Below are 14509 nucleotides of genomic sequence, written 5' to 3'. Positions count from 1 at the left end.
CGCCCGCGCCGCGCGCCCTGCCCCCGGCGCGCGCGCCCAGGCCGCGCGTGGAGCCGTCCGCCCCCATGAGCGTGCCCTTCGTGATGCAGGCGCTGGCCGAGGCGCGCAGCGCGGATTCCATCGTGGTCGAGGAGGCGCCCAGCTCCCGCGCGGCCATGCAGGCCCACCTGCCCATCCTGCAGAGCGAGACCTTCTACACCATGTGCAGCGGCGGGCTGGGCTACGGGCTGCCCGCCGCCGTGGGCGTGGCGCTGGCGCGGCCTGGGCGCAAGGTCATCGGCCTGGTGGGCGACGGCTCGGCCATGTATTCCATCCAGGCGCTGTGGAGCGCCGCGCAGCTTGCGCTGCCCATCACCTTCATCATCCTCAAGAACCGCCGCTATGCCGCGCTGCAGGAGTTCGCCCACACCTTCGGCTTCCGCGAAGGCGACACGCTGCAGGGCACCGACCTGCCGGACCTGGACTTTCTGGCCCTGGCCCGGGGCCAGGGCTGCGACGCGCTGCGCGTGAGCGACGCCGCGCAGTTGCCCGGCGCGCTGCGGCAGGCGCTGGCCCACCCGCGCGCCCTACTGCTGGAGGTGGACGTGGCCTGACGCGACAGACGACGAAACCTTCATCCTGTATCACAAGACCCGGCGCAGCCGGGCACACCTGGAGACAAACCATGCAGCCACACCACCCCCGTTCTTCCCGCGCACCGCGCCGCCGCCTGCTGGGCGCACTGGCCCTGGCCGGTGCGGCATCCGGCCTGACGCTGCTGCCCTTGGCGGCGGCCGCCGAGACCTGGCCCGCCAAGCCCGTCAAGGTCATCGTCAACTTCCCTGCGGGCGGTGCGGCCGACCAGATCGCGCGGGCAGTCGCGCAGCCGCTGCAGGCGGCGCTCGGCCAGCCCGTGGTGATCGAGAACCGCGGCGGCGCGGGCGGCAACATCGGCGGCGAGGCAGTGGCCAAGTCGCCCGCCGACGGCTACACGCTGCTCATGAGTTCGGGCGGCATGGTCTCGGTCAACCCGCACCTGTACGCCAAGATGCCGTTCGACCCCGCCAAGGACCTGGTGCCCGTGGCCGCCGCCGCGCGCGTGCTGGTGTTCCTGGAGGTGCGGCCCTCGCTGCCCGTCACCAACGTGCAGGAGTTCCTGGCCTACCTCAAGGCACACCCCGGCAAGCTGAGCTTCGGCACGCCGGGCAACGGCAGCTCGCCGCACCTGGCCGCCGAGATGCTCAAGGCCCAGGCCAACGTGTTCGCGGTGCATGTGCCCTACCGTGGCGCGGCGCCCGCCATGCAGGACCTGCTGGGCGGGCAGCTGGACTTCATGTTCGACCCGGGCATCGGCCTGCAGCACGTCAAGGCGGGCAAGCTCAAGCTGCTGGCGGTGGGCAGCGCCAAGCGCTCGCCGCTGTTCCCGGACGTGCCCACGCTCGACGAGGTGGGCCTCAAGGGTTTTGACGCCGACACCTGGTTCGGCTTCTACGCACCGGCTGGCACGCCGCCGGACGTGGTGGCCCGCCTGAACCGCGAGATCAACAAGGTGCTGGCCACCCCGGCGGTGCAGGAGCGCATCACCGCGCTGGGCGGCGTGCCCGCGCCGATGTCGCCTGCCGACTTCAACGCCCGCGCGTCCATCGACAGCGTGCGCTTCGGCGCGCTTATCAAGGCGCGCAACATCCGGGGCGATTGATCGGCGGTGTCCGCGCGAAGGTGATCAGGTCAACAGCGCGACCAGCAGACCGACCCCCACCAGCCCCGCCTGCCAGCACAGGGCCGTCGGCCACGACGGCCCGTGGCGCTCCACCCGCAGGTAGAGCTGCCGCCCGGCTGCCAGCGACAGAGCGAACGCCCCCAGCATGCCCAGGGCGTTCAGCGCGGGCGACGCGGGCCACAGGCGGCTGACCGCCGCGTTCACCAGCAGGCACACGCTGAAATGCACCAGGAACACCGAATACGACATCTGCCCCAGATGCACCAGGGGCGCCATGCCGGACCAGGTGCGCAGGCGCTCCGCTCGCAGCAGTGCCACCAGGCAGAACGCCGTGAGCAGCGCCACCACGACGCGGCCCCGAAAGTCGATGGCCAGCGCCACGCCGCCCAGCGCCGCCATGGCCGCCAGCCACGCGCTGGGGCGCGGCGCACGCACGGCCCAGAAAGCCATCATGCCCAGCGCATAGGCGCCGAAGAAGTACACCGCCCACATGTCCAGCGCAGGCATGCGGTTGAACACCCACAGCGACGCCGCCGCGCCCAGCAACACCGCCGCCTGCGCCACGCGCGGCGGGCGCCCGCGCAGGCTGGCCCACAGCAGCACGGACAGGGCAAAGAGCTGGAAGTCGATGGCCACGTACCACACGCCCGCCGAGAGCGCGTCCTGCCCCACGATGTCCTGCAGCAGCAGCGCATTGGCCACCAGCTGCCCCAGCGTGGGCTCGTCGGGCACCGAAGCATGGTCCATGAAGGGCCGCACCAGGGCCGCAGCCAGCACCGTCAGCAGCAGCGCCACGGCATACGGCACCGCCAGCCGCCCGAAGCGCCGGGCGATGGCCTGGCCCGCGTGGTCGAAGCGCGCCACGCCCTGCGGCGCCAGGCTGGCGACGGCCAGGTAGCCGCCCAGCACCAGGAACACCTGCACGGCCATGCGGCCATAGTCGTACAGCCAGGCCATGAGCCCCGGCGCCAGGGGCTGCGCAATGTCCGACATAGGGCCGTAGAAGGCCAGGTGGTGCCACACGATGAGCGCGCACGCCAGGCCCTTGGCCACGTCGATCACGGGCGAGCGTGCGGCGAAAGACATGCGCGGGGCCGCTTACATCAGAGCTTCAGGCGCGCCCGGGCGGCTTCGTATTCGGCGCGCAGGCGGCCCACCAGCTCGGCGGCGCCGGTCACGGCGCTGATGGCGCCGATGCCCTGGCCGCAGCCCCAGATGTCCTTCCATGCCTTGGCGGCGGCGCTGCCGCCGAAGTTCATCTTGCTCGGGTCGGACTCGGGCAGGTTGTCCGGGTCCAGCCCGGCGGCGCGGATGGACGGCGCCAGGTAGTTGCCGTGTACGCCGGTGAACAGGTTGCTATAGACGATGTCGTCGCTGGTGCCGTCCACGATGGCCTGCTTGTAGGCATCGCTGGCGCGCGCCTCGTGCGTGGCGATGAAGGCCGAGCCGATGTAGGCGAAGTCCGCGCCCATGGCCTGCGCCGCCAGGATGGCGCCGCCCGAGGCGATGGAGCCCGACAGCGCCAGCGGGCCGTCGAACCACTGGCGAATCTCTTGCACCAGCGCGAACGGGCTCTTCTCGCCCGCATGGCCGCCCGCGCCCGCCGCCACGGCGATCAGGCCGTCGGCGCCCTTCTCGATGGCCTTGTGCGCGAACTTGTTGTTGATGATGTCGTGCAGCACCACGCCGCCCCAGCCATGCACGGCCTGGTTCACGTCCTCGCGCGCGCCCAGGCTGGTGATGACGATCGGCACCTTGTACTTGGCGCAGACCTGCATGTCGTGCTCCAGCCGGTCGTTGCTCTTGTGGACGATCTGGTTGATGGCGAACGGGGCCGAGGGCTTGTCGGGGTTGGCCTTGTCGTAGGCGGCCAGGGTCTCGGTGATCTCGGCCAGCCAGTCGTCCAGCAGTTCGGCCGGGCGGGCGTTGAGCGCGGGCATGGCGCCGACGATACCCGCCTTGCACTGCGCGATGACGAGCTGGGGGTTGCTGATGATGAACAGCGGCGAGCCGATGACGGGCAGTGTGGTTTTCTGCAGCGCCGGGGGGAGCTTGGACATGGGGTGGTCTCCTGTGGAATGGGGGGTTTAAGAAATACAAGCCAAATTGGCCTCTAGCGCTTATCTGTCATGCACCAGCAGCTATTATTTCAGTAGCATTTTCAGAAGGCATCCAATGCCAGCGCGGTCACGCTGTCAGCCCCCTGCACGATGCTGTCGCGCAGGCCCGGGGCTTTGACCAGGATGTGCTCCGCGTAGAACTGCGCGGTGGTGATCTTGGCGCGCATGAAGGCTTCATCCTGTCCCTTTTGCAACAGGTCTTGCGCCACCAGCAGGCTGCGCGCCATCTGCCAGCCTGCGACCACATTGCCTGCCAGCATGAGGTAAGGCACGCTGCCCGCGAACACGGCGTTGGGGCTGGCCTTCGCGCCGCCTGCCACGAAGTCCGCCACCTCCAGCAGCGCCTGGCGCGCGGCGGTGAGGCGGCGGGCCATGGATTGCGCGGCGGGCGTGCCGCTGGCCGCCAATTCAGCCTCGGTCTTTTCGATCTGCGCGGCAATCGCCTTGACCGTCTGGCCGCCGTCGCGCGCCGTCTTGCGGCCCACCAGGTCGTTGGCCTGGATGGCGGTCGTGCCCTCGTAGATGGTGAGAATCTTGGCGTCGCGGTAGTACTGCGCCGCGCCCGTTTCCTCGATGAAACCCATGCCGCCGTGTACCTGCACGCCCAGGCTGGTCACCTCCTGGCTCATCTCGGTGCTGTAGCCCTTGACCAGCGGCACCATGAATTCGTAGAACGCCTGGTTCTGCTTGCGCACGTCGGCGTCGGGGTGGTGGTGCGCGGCGTCGAAGGCGGCAGCGGCCACGGTGGCCATGGCGCGGCAGCCCTCGGTGTAGGCGCGCATGGTCATGAGCATGCGCTTCACGTCGGGGTGGTGGATGATGGGCGCGCTGGCAGGGATGCTGCCGTCCACGGGGCGGCTCTGCACGCGGTCCTTCGCGTACTGCACGGCCTTCTGGTAGGCGCGCTCGGCAATGGCGATGCCCTGCATGCCCACGGCGTAGCGGGCGGCGTTCATCATGATGAACATGTATTCGAGGCCCCGGTTCTCCTCGCCGACCAGGTAGCCCACAGCGCCGCCGTGGTCGCCAAACTGCAAGACTGCTGTTGGCGATGCCTTGATACCCAGCTTGTGCTCGATGCTCACGCAGTGCGCGTCGTTGCGCGCGCCCAGCGTGCCGTCCTTGTTGACGAGGAACTTGGGGCAAACGAACAGGCTGATGCCCTTGACGCCCTCGGGCGCGCCCTGCACGCGGGCCAGCACCAGGTGGACGATGTTGGCGGCCATGTCGTGCTCGCCGTAGGTGATGAAAATCTTGGTGCCGAAAATCTTGTAGGTGCCGTCGGGCTGCGGCTCGGCACGCGTGCGCACCAGGGCCAGGTCGGAGCCCGCCTGGGGCTCGGTCAGGTTCATGGTGCCCGTCCACTCGCCGGTCACCAGCTTCTCCAGGTAGGTGGCCTTGAGTTCATCGCTGCCAGCGGTCAGCAGCGCCTCGATGGCGCCGTCGGTGAGCAGCGGGCACAGCGCGAAGCTCATGTTGGCGCTGTTGCTCATCTCGATGCAGGCGGCGCCGATGGTCTTGGGCAGGCCCTGGCCGCCGAAGTCCGCCGGGTGCTGCAAGCCCTGCCAGCCGCCTTCGCCGTACTGGCGAAAGGCTTCCTTGAAGCCAGGGGTGGTGGTGACCACGCCATCTTTCCAACTCGACGGGTTCTTGTCGCCCTCGAAATTGAGCGGAGCCAGCACGCCCTCGTTGAACTTGGCGCACTCCTCCAGCACGGCAGCGGCGGTATCCAGGCCAGCGTCCTCGAAGCCGGGGATTTGCGCGATCTGTTCGATGTGGGCCAGGTGTTCGATGTCGAACAGCATGTCCTTGACGGGGGCGGTATAGCTCATGGGATATCTCCTGGGGAGAAGAAAATTCTGAAAACACAAGACTCAAAAAAAAGGCATCGCAAGCGATGCCTTCCTGAGCGCTGGCGCCAGCGTTACAGCGCCTTGACGAGTTCCGGCACGGCCGTGAACAGGTCGGCCTCCAGCCCGTAGTCGGCCACGCTGAAGATCGGCGCCTCGGGGTCCTTGTTGATCGCCACGATGACCTTGCTGTCCTTCATGCCCGCCAGATGCTGGATGGCGCCGGAGATGCCTGCGGCGATGTAGAGCTGCGGCGCGACGATCTTGCCGGTCTGGCCCACCTGCAGGTCGTTGGGGGCGTAGCCCGCGTCCACTGCGGCACGGCTGGCGCCGATGGCCGCGCCCAGCTTGTCGGCCAGGGGGGTGATGACCTCGTCGAACTTTTCCTTGCTGCCCAGGGCGCGGCCGCCGGAGACGATGATCTTGGCAGCCGTGAGTTCGGGGCGGTCGCTCTTGGCGATTTCGCTGCCGACGTAGCTGCTCTTGCCTGCGTCGGCCACGGCGGCTGCGGTTTCGACGGTTGCCGATCCGCCGGTGGCGGCTGCGGCGTCAAACCCCGTGGTGCGCACGGTGACGACCTTCACGCTGTCGGCGCTCTGCACGGTGGCGATGGCGTTGCCCGCGTAGATGGGGCGCTCGAAGGTATCGGCGCTGACCACCTTGGTGATGTCGCTGATCTGCGCCACGTCCAGCTTGGCAGCCACGCGCGGGGCCACGTTCTTGCCGCCTGGCGTGGCAGGGAACAGGATGTGGCTGTAGTTGCCTGCAATGGCGAGCACCTGCGCCGCGACGTTTTCGGCCAGGCCGTTCTTCAGGCTGGCGCCATCGGCGTGGATGACCTTGGCCACGCCTGCGATCTGCGCGGCGGCCTGGGCGGCGGCCTGGGCGCCCTCGCCTGCCACCAGCACGTGTACGTCGCCGCCGCAGGCGGCTGCGGCCGTCACGGTGTTCAGGGTCGCGCCCTTGATGGATGCGTTGTCGTGTTCAGCAATAACGAGTACCGACATTTAGATCACCTTCGCTTCGTTCTTGAGTTTCTCGACCAGGGCCGCCACGTCGGCGACCTTGACGCCTGCGCCGCGCTTGGCGGGCTCGGTCACCTTCAGGGTCTTGATGCGCGGGGCGACTTGAACGCCGAGGTCTTCGGGCTTGACGGTGTCGAGCTGCTTTTTCTTGGCCTTCATGATGTTGGGCAGCGTCACATAACGCGGCTCGTTCAGGCGCAGGTCGGTGGTGATGACGGCGGGCAGGGTCAGGGACAGGGTTTCCAGGCCGCCGTCGATTTCACGCGTCACGCTGACCTTGTCGGCGGCCAGTTCGACCTTGCTGGCGAAGGTGGCCTGGGGCAGGTCGGCCAGGGCGGCGAGCATCTGGCCGGTCTGGTTGCAGTCGTCGTCGATGGCTTGCTTGCCCAGGATGACGAGGCCGGGCTGTTCCTTGTCCACCAGGGCCTTGAGCAGCTTGGCGACGGCCAGGGGCTGCAGTTCTTCATTCGTCTCGACCAGGATGGCGCGGTCGGCGCCGATGGCCATGGCGGTGCGCAGGGTTTCCTGGCATTGCGCCACACCGCAGGAGACGGCGATGACTTCGGTCACCAGGCCCTTTTCCTTCAGGCGCACGGCTTCTTCGACGGCGATTTCATCGAAGGGGTTCATGCTCATCTTGACGTTGGCGATGTCCACACCCGTGTTGTCCGACTTCACCCGGACCTTCACGTTGTAGTCCACCACGCGCTTGACAGGGACCAAGACCTTCATTGCTGCGGCTCCTAGAGTTGGTTGAATTGACGTTTACGTAAACTGAAACATTCTATGCCGCACTGCCGCGCAGCCACTGCTGCGACGGGGACACAGAGGGGGCATCGCCCAAAAAAGAACGATCGTGCTTTTTATGAATTATAGGCCAGTCATCCTGGCATCTGTCCAGCCTGCGCGGGCATGTCGCCCTTGAACTGCACCACGCGCTGCGGGAAGGGGATGTCGATGCCCGCCGCGCGCAGCCCGTCCAGGATGGCGATGTTGATGGCCGAGCGCAGATTGAGCTGGCCCGCCGAGGGGTCGCTGATCCAGAAGTGCAGGCTGAACTCCAGCCCGTCGGGCGCGAAGTTCACGAGAAAGGCCACCGGCGCCGGATCGGTGAGCACGCGCGGCTGCGCCGAGGCGGCGGCGCACAGGATGCGCTGCACCTGGGCCACGTCGCTGTCGTAGCCCACGACGACGTTGGTGCTGACGTTGAACTTGCGGTCGGCGTCCGAGAGGTTCTCCACGCGCTGGGTGATGAGCACCTCGTTGGGCACGATGGACTCGCGCCCGTTGCCCGCGCGGATCAGCGTGTAGCGCGTCTTGATGTCGGTGATGCGGCCCTCGAAGTCATCGACCCGCACGCTGTCGCCGATGCGCAGCGAGCGCTCCAGCAGGATCACGAAGCCGCTCACGTAGTTGGACGCGAGCTTCTGCAGCCCGAAACCCAGGCCCACACCAATGGCGCCGCCCAGAACCGACAGCGCCGTCAGGTCCACGCCCACGGTGGACAGCGCGAACAGCAACCCCAGCAGCAGCAGCACGGCGCGCGTGGCGTTCACGGCGACCTTGCGCATGGACAGGTCGTTCACCGTCTCGGCGAGCACGCGGCGCTCGAAGGTGGACGATATCCACAGCGTCGCCACCAGCACCAGGCACGACGACAGCGTGCCCTCGATCAGCGTCAGCAGGCTCACGCTGGACTTGCCGAAGGTGAGCGTGATCGACGCCAGCTCGCCCATGACGGAAGGCAGCAGGCCCAGAATCCACAGCACCGCCGCCGCCCATGCCAGCCAGGACACCAGCCGCTCCACCAGCCGCACCAGCCCCGAGGCCGGAAACGCCGCCGTGAGCACGCGCGCGATGAAACGTATCAGCGCCAGCGACACCAGCACCGGCACGGCCACGCGCAGCAGAAACACCGGGTGGTAGTGCGCCACCGCCACGCGCGCTGCATAGACCAGCGCCAGCGCCAGCAGCGGGAACAGCAGGCCGTCGATGGTGCGCCGACCGATCCACACCGAATCGGGGGGCTGGTTGCGACCGATCTGGCGGGTGATGCCGAAGGCCAGCGCGATGCACGCGGCCAGCATGCCCAGCTCCAGCAAGACGCTGGACTTGTCCAGATCACGCAGCAGGGCGTCCAGGATTTCCATTCAGGTTTTCCACGCGGGCTGGCGCTTTTCGGCGAAGGCGCGGGCGCCCTCCTGCGCGGCCTCGTCCATCATGTTGGCGGCCATGGCCTGGCCCGCGAGCTGGTAGGCGGCGGCGATGCCCAGCTCACGCTGCTGATAGACCAGCGCCTTGCCCATGGCGACGGCCACGCGCGGCTTGCCCAGGATGGACTGCACCAGCGACTCGACCTCGGCGTCCAGCGCCTCGGGCGCCGCCACGCGGTTCACCAGGCCCTGGCCGAGCGCGGTGCGCGCGTCGATGAAGTCACCCGTCAGCAGCATCTCCATGGCCCGCTTGGGCGGCACGTTGCGCACCAGGGGCACGCTGGGCGTGGCGCAGAACAGGCCGTAGTGGATGCCGCTGGTGGCGAAGCTCGCGCTCTCCGACGCCACGGCCAGGTCGCACTGCGCAACGAGCTGGCAGCCCGCCGCCGTCGCCATGCCGTGTACGCGCGCGATCACGGGCACGGGCAGCGCGTGGATGGCGAGCATCACGCGGCTGCACTGGGCAAAGAGCTGCTGGTACCACGCCAGGTCGGGGTGGGCCGCCATGTCCTTGAGGTTGTGGCCCGCGCAGAACGCCTTGCCCGCCGCCGCCAGCACCACCACGCGCGCGGTGTCGTCGCGCGCCACCGCGTCCAGCGCCTGCTGCAACTCGGCCAGCATGTCGTTGCCCAGCGCGTTGAAGCGCTGGGGGTCGTTCAGCGTCAGGGTGACCACGCCGCGGTCGTCCCAATGGGTCAGCAACAGGGGGTCGGACACTGCATTTCCTTAAAGGTCGGCCAGCACGCGGATGTGGGCCTCCACGCTGCGCGCCAGAGGCCCCATGACGTAGCCGCCTTCGAGGCACGACACGATGCGGCCCTTGGCGTAGCGCCGCGCCACGTCCTTCACGCGCTCGGTGATCCAGGCGTAGTCGGACTCGGTCAGGCCGAGCTGGCCCATGTCGTCCTCGCGGTGGCCGTCGAAGCCCGCGCTCACGAAGATCATCTGGGGCTTGAAGGCTTCGAGCCGGGGCATCCACATCATCTCGATGATCTCGCGGATGTCCATGCCGCGCGTGTAGGCCGGGACCGGAACATTCACCATGTTCGGCGCCGGATCCTGGTCGCCGCTGTAGGGGTAGAACGGGTGCTGGAAGATGCCGACCATGAGCGCGCGCTCGTCGCCCGCCAGGATGTCCTCGGTGCCGTTGCCGTGGTGTACGTCGAAGTCCACCACCGCCACGCGCTGCAGGTTGTGGCGCTGCAGCGCGTACTTGGCGGCCACGGCCACGTTGTTGAAGAAGCAAAAGCCCATGGCCTTGCCGCGCGTGGCGTGGTGGCCCGGCGGGCGCACGGCGCAGAAGGCGTTCTCGATCTCGCCCGCCATCACCGCGTCGGTGGCGGCCAGGGCCGCCCCGGCGGCGCGCAGCGACGCCTTCCAGGTGTGGACGTTGATGGAGGTGTCGGGGTCGATCTGCGCGTAGCTCGGGCCGCCCGCCAGCAGTTCCTCGCCCAGCCGGTCCGACAGGCCGCGCATGGCAGCCACGTGCATGCGGTCGTGCGCCAGCTCGATGTCGGCCATCGACGCCTCGGGCGCCTCGTAGCGCTCCAGCGCGTCGCCCACGCCGGTGACCAGCAGGTGGTCCTCGATGGCGTCCAGGCGTTCGGGGCATTCGGGGTGACCCGGGCCCATCTCGTGCTTCCAACAATCCCGATGGGTGAAATAGCCCGTCTTGCTCACAGTCAATCCCCGTGTCTCGTCTTTTTTGGAATGATTTTCGGCTAACGTCGCGCCATGGATGCACAGCACAAGATCAAATCGCTTCTGAACCAGCTTAACACGGTGATCGTGGGCAAACAGGCCCAGGTGCAGGACTGCGTGGCATGCCTGCTCGCCGGGGGGCACCTGCTGATCGAGGACGTTCCGGGCGTGGGCAAGACCACGCTGGCGCACGCGCTGTCGCGCACTTTCGGCCTGCAGTTCTCGCGCGTGCAGTTCACGGCCGACCTGATGCCCAGCGACCTGACCGGCGTGTCGGTCTATGAGCGCGGCAGGGAGTCCTTCGTGTTCCACCCCGGCCCCGTATTCGCCCAGGTGCTGCTGGCCGACGAGATCAACCGCGCCAGCCCCAAGACGCAAAGCGCCCTGCTCGAAGCCATGGAAGAAAAGCAGGTGTCGGTGGAGGGCGAGACCCGCGCCCTGCCCCACCCCTTCTTCGTGATCGCCACGCAGAACCCGCACGACCAGCTGGGCACCTTCGCGCTGCCCGAGTCGCAGCTCGACCGCTTCCTGATGCGCATCTCCATCGGCTACCCCGACCGCGCCGCCGAGCGCCTGCTGCTGGGCGGGGCCGACCGGCGCGACATGGTGGACAGCCTGCCGCCCCTGCTCTCGCAGGGCGACCTGGAGGCGCTGCAGCAGCAGGTGCTGGCCGTCCACACCGCCGAGCCGCTGCTCAACTACGTGCAGGACCTGATCGCCGCCACGCGCTCGGGCCGCTGGTTCCTGCAGGGCCTGTCGCCGCGCGCGGGCATCGCGCTGGTGCGCGCGGCCAAGGCCCAGGCCCTGATCAGCGGGCGCGACTACGTGGCGCCCGACGACGTGCAGGCCGTGCTGCCGCAGACCATTGCTCACCGCCTGGTGCCCGTGGGCGACGCGGGGCGCGGCGCCGTCGAACAGGTGCGCGCCATGGTCGAGGCGACTCCTCTGCCGTGACATGACGCTCAACCCCCTGGCCCCCGTGCGCCGCCACTTCCAGCGCTGGTGGCAGGCGCGGCTGCCGCTGCAGGACACGCTGACGCTCACCCAGCGCAACGTCTATATCCTGCCCACCGGCGCGGGCTGGATGCTGGCGCTGACGCTGCTGGTGCTGCTGGTCGCGTCCATCAACTACCAGCTCAACCTGGGCTACCTGCTCACCTTCCTGCTGGCGGGCAGCGCCGTGGTCGGCATGTACCTCTGCCACGCCAACCTGCGCGGCCTGACGCTGCACCTGCTGCCGCCCGAGCCGCACTTCATGGGCACGAGCACGGCGTTCGAGGTGCAGCTGTCCAGCGCGCGCAAGGCGCCGCGCTACGGCATCGCCCTGGCGGTGCATGGCGCGGGCCAGGGCGACCACCACTGGGCCTGGACGGACGTACCCGCGCAGGGCCAGTCCAGCGTGCAGGTGGCCTTCAAGCCCGCGCGCCGGGGCCTGCACCGCGTGCCCACGCTCATGGCCGAGACGCGCTTTCCGCTCGGCACCTTCCGCGTGTGGACCTACTGGCGCCCCGCCGCCCAGGTACTGGTCTATCCCGCGCCCGAGGTGCCCGCGCCGCCCCTGCCCCCGGGCGAGCCGCGCGCGGGCGGCACCAGCACCGCGCCGTCGCAGGGCATCGGCGAATTCGACGGCGTGCGCGCGTACCGGCGCGGCGACCCGCTCAAGCTCGTGGTCTGGAAGAAGGCCGCCAAGTCGCTGGCCACCGGCACCGACGACCTGGTGAGCCGCGACGCCCAGCAGGCCCAGCGGCACGAACTGTGGCTGGACCTGGCCCGCGCCGCCCTGCCCGGCCACGAGGCGCGCGTCTCGCGCCTGGCGGCCTGGGTGCTGCAGGCCGACCGCCTGGGGCTGGATTACGGCCTGCGCCTGCCGGGCGTGGAGATCGCCCCCGACGCGGGCGCCGCGCACCGCAGGCGCTGCCTGGAAGCACTGGCGCTGTGCGGATGAAAATACAAGCCAAATCGGCCTCCAGCGCTTATACAGCAAGCACAAGCAGCTATTGTTTTAATAGTATCCAGCCTGCATGAACCTGCGCCAGACCCTCGCCACCCTGCCCCGTGACGCGCGCGACACGCTGTTTTTGCTGTGCGTGGTCGCCTGGGTCATCGCGCCGCAGGCGGGGCAGCTGCCCGGGTGGGCCACCGCGCTCGCGGGCGGCCTGCTGCTGTGGCGCGGCTGGCTGGCCGTCAAGGGCCGCCCGCTGCCCGGGCGCTGGGCCCTCGGCGCGCTGCTGGTGGCGGCGGTGGCGGGCACGTTGATGACGCACCGCACCATCCTCGGGCGCGACGCGGGCGTGACCCTCATCGTCATGCTGCTGGCCCTCAAAACGCTGGAGCTGCGCGCGCGGCGCGACGCCATGGTGGTGTTCTTTCTGGGCTTCTTCACCATGCTCAGCAACTTCTTCTTCTCGCAGTCGCTCGCCACCGCCGCCGCCATGCTGGTGGCGCTGCTGGGCCTGCTCACGGCCCTGGTCAACGCCCACATGCCCGTGGGGCGCCCGCCTCTGGCGCAGTCGCTGCGCCTGGCGGGGCGCATGGCGCTGCTGGGCGCGCCCATCATGGCCGCGCTGTTCATGCTGTTCCCGCGCATGGCGCCGCTGTGGGGCATACCTGGCGACGCCATGGCGGGGCGCAGCGGGCTGTCGGGCGCCATGAAGGTGGGCAACATCGCCGAGCTGGCGCTGGACGACGCCATCGCCCTGCGCGTCAAGTTCGACGGCCCGGCCAAGGCCCTGCCGCCGCAGTCCGCCATGTACTACCGGGGGCCGGTGCTCAGCAGCTTCGACGGCCGCGAATGGCGCGGCGACAACCCCGACACCCCCTGGACCCTGCGCACGCTGCCCGCCGACCTGAAGGTACAGGGCCCGGCCCTGCGCTACGAGGTGACGCTGGAGCCGCACAGGCGCCCCTGGCTCATGGCGCTGGAGGCCACGCCCGACGCGCCCGAGCTGCCGGGCGGCCTGCGCGCCTACATGACGCAAGACCTGCAATGGCTCGCCTCGCGCCCCATCACCGACGTGGTGCGCTACCGCGCCGAAAGCCATCTGAGCTTCAGCCACGGCCCGCAAAACCCCGTCAGGCAACTGCGCGCGCTGACCGAGCTGCCCCCGGGCTTCAACCCCCGCACACTCGCGCTGGCGGCGCAGATGCGCGCCGACCCCGCGCTGGCCGGCGCCGGCCCGCAGGCCCTGGTGGACGCCGCGCTGCAGCGCCTGCGCACCGGCGGCTACACCTACACGCTGGTCCCCGGCACCTACGGCGAGCACACCGCCGACGAGTTCTGGTTCGACCGCAAGGAGGGCTTTTGCGAGCACATCGCCTCCGCCTTCGTGGTGCTGATGCGCGCGCTGGACATCCCCGCGCGCATCGTCACCGGCTACCAGGGCGGCGAGATGAACGCCGTGGACGGCTACTGGACGGTGCGCCAGAGCGACGCCCACGCCTGGGCCGAGGTCTGGATGGAAAACCGTGGCTGGGTGCGCGTGGACCCCACCGGCGCCGTCTCGCCCGGCCGCGTGGGCGCCTTCCAGCGCCTGCAGGCGCCGCAGGGCGCCTTCGCCAGCGCCATGGGCACCGTCGTCAGCCCCAGCGTGGCGCGCCAGCTGCGGGCGGTGTGGGAAGCCGTCAACAACGGCTGGAACCAGTGGGTGCTCAACTACACGCAAAGCCGCCAGATGGACCTGCTCAAGTCCCTGGGCTTCGCGTCGCCCAGCTGGCAGGACCTGACCACGGTGCTGGGCTTCCTCGTCCTCGCCGCGGCCCTGGGCGGCGGCGCCTGGAGCCTGTGGGAGCGCAGCCAGCACGATCCCTGGCTGCGCCTGCTGGCCCGCGCCCGCCAGCGCCTGGCGCGCGCGGGCCTCACGCTGCCCGACACCCTGCCGCCCCGCGCCATGGCCGCGCGCGT

At 69.3% G+C, this 14509-nt stretch carries 13 protein-coding genes; 5 read left to right on the top strand and 8 right to left on the bottom strand.

Annotated features, from left to right (window positions below; genetic code table 11):
* Positions 1-593 (top strand): thiamine pyrophosphate-dependent enzyme (locus QM569_RS08335; RefSeq protein WP_414986767.1); only part of this gene is annotated, 593 nt, incomplete at its 5' end.
* A gap of 71 nt (positions 594-664) precedes the next feature.
* A complete protein-coding gene (locus QM569_RS08330) occupies positions 665-1678 on the top strand; it encodes a Bug family tripartite tricarboxylate transporter substrate binding protein (RefSeq protein ID WP_414986766.1) in 1014 nt (337 codons plus the stop codon).
* A gap of 24 nt (positions 1679-1702) precedes the next feature.
* On the opposite strand, the gene QM569_RS08325 is transcribed toward QM569_RS08330, so the two are convergent.
* The 8 genes from QM569_RS08325 to QM569_RS08290 all read right to left on the bottom strand — a co-directional run bounded on the left by QM569_RS08325 (position 1703) and on the right by QM569_RS08290 (position 10539).
* Positions 1703-2785: an acyltransferase family protein gene (locus tag QM569_RS08325; protein WP_414986765.1), complete on the bottom strand. Its 1083-nt coding sequence runs from the start codon at positions 2783-2785 to the stop codon at positions 1703-1705.
* A gap of 17 nt (positions 2786-2802) precedes the next feature.
* Complete coding sequence (locus QM569_RS08320; RefSeq protein WP_414986764.1) at positions 2803-3759, bottom strand: NAD(P)H-dependent flavin oxidoreductase; 957 nt, start codon at positions 3757-3759, stop codon at positions 2803-2805.
* A gap of 101 nt (positions 3760-3860) precedes the next feature.
* Positions 3861-5651: an acyl-CoA dehydrogenase gene (locus tag QM569_RS08315; RefSeq protein ID WP_414986763.1), complete on the bottom strand. Its 1791-nt coding sequence runs from the start codon at positions 5649-5651 to the stop codon at positions 3861-3863.
* Positions 5652-5743: 92 nt separating this feature from the next.
* Positions 5744-6676 (bottom strand): electron transfer flavoprotein subunit alpha/FixB family protein, encoded by a 933-nt coding sequence (locus QM569_RS08310; protein WP_414986762.1) that lies wholly within the window; start codon positions 6674-6676, stop codon positions 5744-5746.
* Positions 6677-7426: an electron transfer flavoprotein subunit beta/FixA family protein gene (locus QM569_RS08305; RefSeq protein WP_414986761.1), complete on the bottom strand. Its 750-nt coding sequence runs from the start codon at positions 7424-7426 to the stop codon at positions 6677-6679.
* 149 nt (positions 7427-7575) lie between these two features.
* Positions 7576-8844 carry a mechanosensitive ion channel family protein gene (locus tag QM569_RS08300; RefSeq protein ID WP_414986760.1) on the bottom strand — a complete coding sequence of 423 codons (1269 nt, stop codon included), beginning with the start codon at positions 8842-8844 and terminating at the stop codon, positions 7576-7578.
* Positions 8845-9624: an enoyl-CoA hydratase gene (locus QM569_RS08295; RefSeq protein WP_414986759.1), complete on the bottom strand. Its 780-nt coding sequence runs from the start codon at positions 9622-9624 to the stop codon at positions 8845-8847.
* 9 nt (positions 9625-9633) lie between these two features.
* A complete protein-coding gene (locus QM569_RS08290; RefSeq protein ID WP_414986758.1) occupies positions 9634-10539 on the bottom strand; it encodes a histone deacetylase family protein in 906 nt (301 codons plus the stop codon).
* A 102-nt stretch (positions 10540-10641) separates the two neighbouring features.
* Between QM569_RS08290 and QM569_RS08285 the strand changes: the two genes are divergently transcribed.
* The 3 genes from QM569_RS08285 to QM569_RS08275 form a co-directional block, all read left to right on the top strand.
* Positions 10642-11562: an AAA family ATPase gene (locus QM569_RS08285; protein WP_414986757.1), complete on the top strand. Its 921-nt coding sequence runs from the start codon at positions 10642-10644 to the stop codon at positions 11560-11562.
* Between the two features lies 1 nt (position 11563).
* Positions 11564-12553, top strand: coding sequence for a DUF58 domain-containing protein (locus QM569_RS08280; RefSeq protein ID WP_414986756.1), 990 nt, complete (start codon positions 11564-11566; stop codon positions 12551-12553).
* A 76-nt stretch (positions 12554-12629) separates the two neighbouring features.
* On the top strand, positions 12630-14509 hold a 1880-nt coding region (locus QM569_RS08275; RefSeq protein ID WP_414986755.1), incomplete at its 3' end, for a transglutaminaseTgpA domain-containing protein.

This window comes from Acidovorax sp. (assembly GCF_047607405.1).
Lineage (GTDB): Bacteria > Pseudomonadota > Gammaproteobacteria > Burkholderiales > Burkholderiaceae_C > Acidovorax.
This window is presented reverse-complemented; position numbering and strand designations above follow the sequence as displayed.